Origin of the sequence: Jiangella aurantiaca (assembly GCF_004349105.1) — a bacterium.
Taxonomy (GTDB): domain Bacteria; phylum Actinomycetota; class Actinomycetes; order Jiangellales; family Jiangellaceae; genus Jiangella; species Jiangella aurantiaca.
Window position 1 is genome coordinate 1 of sequence record NZ_SMLB01000092.1, and the last position, 4521, is coordinate 4521.

The 4521-nt window shown below is 73.0% G+C and carries 6 protein-coding genes; 1 reads left to right on the top strand and 5 read right to left on the bottom strand.

Annotated features, from left to right (window positions below; all coding sequences use genetic code 11):
* Window positions 1-38: 38 nt before the first annotated feature.
* Together E1262_RS29930 and E1262_RS29935 are read right to left on the bottom strand one after the other, a co-directional pair.
* Complete coding sequence (locus E1262_RS29930) at window positions 39-989, bottom strand: aldose 1-epimerase (RefSeq protein WP_132107994.1); 951 nt, start codon at window positions 987-989, stop codon at window positions 39-41.
* A 9-nt stretch (window positions 990-998) separates the two neighbouring features.
* Window positions 999-2270 (bottom strand): MFS transporter, encoded by a 1272-nt coding sequence (locus tag E1262_RS29935; RefSeq protein WP_132107995.1) that lies wholly within the window; start codon window positions 2268-2270, stop codon window positions 999-1001.
* 115 nt (window positions 2271-2385) lie between these two features.
* Here E1262_RS29935 and E1262_RS29940 point away from each other — a divergent pair, with 115 nt between their 5' ends.
* Window positions 2386-2631: an AbrB/MazE/SpoVT family DNA-binding domain-containing protein gene (locus E1262_RS29940; protein WP_132107996.1), complete on the top strand. Its 246-nt coding sequence runs from the start codon at window positions 2386-2388 to the stop codon at window positions 2629-2631.
* 12 nt (window positions 2632-2643) lie between these two features.
* Here E1262_RS29940 and E1262_RS29945 read toward each other — a convergent pair whose 3' ends face one another.
* The 3 genes from E1262_RS29945 to E1262_RS29955 all read right to left on the bottom strand — a co-directional run.
* Window positions 2644-3099, bottom strand: a complete 456-nt coding sequence (locus tag E1262_RS29945; protein WP_132107997.1) for an SRPBCC family protein — start codon at window positions 3097-3099, stop codon at window positions 2644-2646.
* A gap of 183 nt (window positions 3100-3282) precedes the next feature.
* Window positions 3283-4131 carry an oxidoreductase gene (locus tag E1262_RS29950; RefSeq protein ID WP_132107998.1) on the bottom strand — a complete coding sequence of 283 codons (849 nt, stop codon included), beginning with the start codon at window positions 4129-4131 and terminating at the stop codon, window positions 3283-3285.
* A gap of 43 nt (window positions 4132-4174) precedes the next feature.
* Window positions 4175-4521 (bottom strand): helix-turn-helix domain-containing protein (locus E1262_RS29955; protein ID WP_132107999.1); only part of this gene is annotated, 347 nt, incomplete at its 5' end.

Sequence of the window (4521 nt, forward strand, 5' to 3'; positions counted from 1 at the left end):
GGACCGGGGGATGCCTGTGGCCATGGCGCCAGTATCGGTCACGGCGCCGTGGCGGCGAGCGTCAGTGTCACCGTCGCGGTCCGCGACTCGCCCGGCGCGATGGCCAGCTGCGTCCCCGTCGTCGATCGCACGCCCGCCACCCCGGCGTCGGGCCAGCTGGTCGCGGGCTCCAGCGCGAGCACATACGCCGCCGAGTACCACGGGAATCCGGCCCGCCCACCCGCCTCCAGCCAGTACCACGCGTGCGGCATCAGCGACGTGTCCCAGGTGAGGTCGGCCCGCAGCCCCAGCTCGTCGTTGACGATGCCGGCCCGGCCCTCCGCGAAGTCGGCCAGGAACGCCAGCCGGCTGACCCCGGACCCTGGCGCCGGGACGCGGTCGAACCCGTCGTTGGGCCAGGCCGCCGGCGTCGCCGGGTCCAGCCAGATCGTCCGCGCCGCGGTCTCGATCCGCGTCGCCGGGCCGACCAGCGGCGCGCCGAACGCCGGGTGCTGGCTCCACATCACCTCGACCGGCTCGGCGCCGTCGTTCGTCACCGTTTCCGTGACCGTCACCGACGGGCCGGCCACCTCGACGCGCTTCACGATCGAGAACGGGCTGCGGACGAGGTCGGTGCGCAGCTCGACGGCGGCCGAGCCGGCGCTGGCGCCGTCGACGGCGGACCAGTCGTAGGAGGCCAGCCAGGCCTCGCCGTGCATGCCCCACTCGACGCCGTGCTCGTGGCTCGGGGCGCCGGCGTTAGGGAACACCGTCTGCCAGCCGCCCGGGTAGGCCTGCATGAGCAGTGCCTCGCTGCTGCCGGCGGTGATGTGCTCGCCGCGCGGGCGCAGCCCCCAGCGGGTGCGCCACATGACGTCGACGTCGAGCGGTCGCCAGCGCACCGCTGTGACGTCGCCACCCTTGCCGGGGACGACGTCGACCTCGAGATCATCGGACGTGAGGTGGAGGAGCTCCCAGCCGTGGTGGGTGGAGACGCGGGGTTCGGTCACGCGCCCACCTTAGGGCTCCGGGTGGCGGGCGTCGTACCGGACGAACCGGCGCTGGGCCACCGCGAGCGCGCTCACGATGACGATGCAGGCCAGGCCGCCGAGTACCGCCGCCCACGCCTCGCCGCTGAACTCGGCCAGCGAGCCGAGCACGAGGTCGCCCAGCCGCGGCCCGCCCGCCACCACGACGATGAACACGCCCTGCAGCCGGCCGCGCATCTCGTCCGGCGTGGCGGCCTGCAGGATCGTCATCCGGAACACGGCGCTGACGGTGTCGGCGGCGCCGGCCAGCGCGATGCAGGCCACCGCCGGCCACAGCGCCCAGTGCGCGCCGCCGTCCTCCGGTCCCGGCACTACCACCAGCACCAGCCCGAACGCGACCACCGCCAGGCCCCACGCGATGACCGCGACCACGACCGCCAGTCCCTGCCGCCGCACGTGCCCCAGCGGCCCGGAGAACAGGCCGGCCAGGAACGACCCGGCCGCCATGCCGGCCACCAGGATGCCCACCGTCGTCGGCCCGCCGCCGAGCACGGCCGCCGCGACCGCCGGGAACAGCACTCGCGGCATCGCCAGCACCATCGCGCACAGGTCGACGATGAACGTCATGCGCACGTTCGGCCGCGTGCGCAGGTAGGACAGGCCCTCGAGCACCGAGCGGAGCCCGGCCCGGCGCACCGTCCCCTGCGGCGGCATGGGCGGCAGCGCCAGCAGCGTCGTCAACGCGAGCGTCAGCAGCACCGCCTCGATGCTGTACGTCCAGCCGTAGCCGACCGAGTCGATCAGGACGCCGGCCAGCAGCGGGCCGATCGTCAGGCCGAGGCTCATCGACATGCTGCCCAGCGCGTTCGCCGCCGGCAGCAGCGGGCCGGGCAACAGCCGCGGGATGATCGCCGTCCGCGCGGGCGAGTTCACCGCGAAGAACCCGTTCTGCACCGCGACCAGCGTGTACAGCAGCCACACCTGGCCGAGGCCAAGCCACGCCTGCGCCGCGAACCCGGTCGCGACCAGCAGCAGGCCGGTCGAGCTGACGATGACGACCCGTCGCCGGTCGTACGCGTCGACGATCGCCCCGCCGTACAGGCCGAGCGCGACCAGCGGCGCCAGCGCGAACAGCCCGACCAATCCCACGTTGAACGTCGAGCCGGTCAGGTCGTACACCTGCAACCCGACGGCGACGGTGGTGAGGTGGGTGCCGATGCCGGAGAGGGAGATGCCGATCCAGAGCCGGCGGTACGGAACGCTGACCTTGAGCGGCGTAAGGTCCAACAGCAGCCGGCGCACCTGGACATCCTCCCAGTGGGCGCGCCGCCCGCGGCCGCCAGGTCACCGGTCGCCTGCGAACGGTCTCGTCGAGCGGCTCCCTCGGAGCGGCCGCCGGAAATGGTAGATCTCTGCCATGAGGACCGCCATCGACTCTGCCGGTCGAGTCGTCATCCCCAAGGCACTGCGCGATTCGTTGGGCCTCACCGCCGGTCAGTCGTTGGACGTGGTGGAGCGTGACGGCGGACTGGAGATCGTTCCTACGCCGACGCCGATGCGGCTCGTCGACGAGGGCAACGGGCCGGTGGCCGTGGCAGTCGTCGAGGTGCCAGAGCTGACCACCGAAATGGTCCATGACGTGCTGGATCAGACTCGCAGATGATCGCGCCGACGGTCAGATGACGCCCCGCTGGATGCCTGTCTCGATGAGGTCGAGCATCTCCTCCACGCCGCGCCGGGACGTGTCCGGATCGCTGGGGCCGGGCCAGCTGACGAACTCGTAGGTGAGGTTCGCCGTCCCGTCGGGGCCGTCGGTCAGTGCCACGGTGACCAGCTCCTGCGGCTCCTCGAATCGCAGGACCACCCGGCGCGGCGGGTCGACCTCGGCGTACTCGAAGCCGAAGGGGATCTCCGAACCGTCCACGTCGGAGATCATGACCGCGTCCAGTCGTCCACCCGGCCGGGCGTCGACTCGCATCCGGTCGGCGGGCGTGTGATAGCCGGCCACGACGAACCACTGTTCGAGCTTGCTCGGCTCGACGAACGCCGCGAAGACCCGCTCCGCGGTGGCAGGCAGGCGGCGCTGCACAGTGAATCCGCCGCTGCTCTGGGTTGGGGGCGTCTCAGACATGTCGTGCTCCTGGCGGCCTCGCGTCGGCGTTGCCGTGCATCAGGATCGACGTGCCGTCCTCAGCGGTGGGTCTCACGGCCATCCTCCCAGGGGGCAGAGCTGTTGAACCCATCCTCCGCACGCGCCTGTGACGGCCGGAAGGACCAATCGGCGACCGGGAGGCCGGACCAATCGGGGCGGCGGTCAGGCGGGGTCGAGGTCGGTGCTGCGCGCCACCGGCTCCCAGGCCAGGAACTCCGCCCGCAGCCGGTCCAGGCTTTCCGCGACCGCGTCGGCGGCGTCGTTGCCCAGCGGCAGCCGCAGCGGCGGCTCGTCGGCGTCGAGGGCGGCGCGGATGGCGGCGGCCGCCTTGGCCGGGTCGCCGGGCTGGGTGCCGTCGAAGCCGGCCTGCATGGCGCGGATCGGGCCGACGACGGCGTCGTAGGCGGCGATCGGTGTGGTGATCCGCATCGCCGCGCCGTGCAGGCCGGTCCGGAACGCGCCCGGTTCGACGACGAGCACCCGGATCCCGAACGGCGCCACCTCGGCCGCCAGCGCCTCCGAGTAGCCCTCCAGCGCGAACTTCGTCGCCGAGTACGCCGACACCGCGGCGAACGACAGGCGACCGCCCATGCTGCTGATCTGCACGATCGCGCCCGATCCGCGCGCCCGCATGCCCGGCAGGACAGCGCGGCTCAGCGCCGCCGGGCCGAAGAAGTGCACGTCCATCAGGTCGCGCAGTTCCTCGTCGGTGGTCTCCTCGGCGGCGCCGATCAACGCCCGGCCGGCGCTGTTCACGAGAACGTCGACGCGGCCGAAGGCCTCGGTCGCCGCGGCGACGGCGCCGGGGACGCGGGCGGTATCGGTGACGTCCAGCTCCACGGCGGCGACGCGGTCCGGGTACCGTTCGACGAGGTCGTCCAGCCCGCCGGCCTTGCGGGCGGTCGCGACGACGGAGTCGCCGGCGTCGAGGGCGGCCTGCGCGATGGCCCGGCCGAGTCCGGACGACGCTCCGGTGACCATCCAGACGGCGGGCGTGCGGTCGGTGCTCATGCTGCGGTGGCTCCAAGAGGGTCGAGGGGTCCTGCCGACGACCCTACGGAGCACTCCCGGCCGGGGAATGTACGTTCTTGCGGGCGTACGTGCCGGGCGGGACGCCGACGAACCGCTTGAAGTGCCGGGTGAAGTGGCTGAGGTCGAAGAACCCCGCCTCGTGGCCGGCGTCGCTCACCGGGCGGCCGGACAGCAGCAGCCGCTTGGCGTGCTCGACGCGCAACTGGAGCTGGTAGGCGTGCGGTGGCATGCCGACGTCGGCGGTGAACAGCCGGGTCAGGTGGTACGGGCTCAGCTCACTGACGCGGGCGAGGTCGGCCAGTGTGACGGCGGCGGCGTGGTGCTCGTGGAGGTAGTCGCGGGCCCGGCGGACGGCGCGGTGGGCGGGTG

Excerpts from the sequence above, each read along its gene's own strand:
- E1262_RS29950 (WP_132107998.1), bottom strand. The coding sequence starts at position 4,131 with ATGAGCACCGACCGCACGCCCGCCGTCTGGATGGTCACCGGAGCGTCG.
- E1262_RS29945 (WP_132107997.1), bottom strand. The coding sequence starts at position 3,099 with ATGTCTGAGACGCCCCCAACCCAGAGCAGCGGCGGATTCACTGTGCAG.
- E1262_RS29940 (WP_132107996.1), top strand. The coding sequence starts at position 2,386 with ATGAGGACCGCCATCGACTCTGCCGGTCGAGTCGTCATCCCCAAGGCA.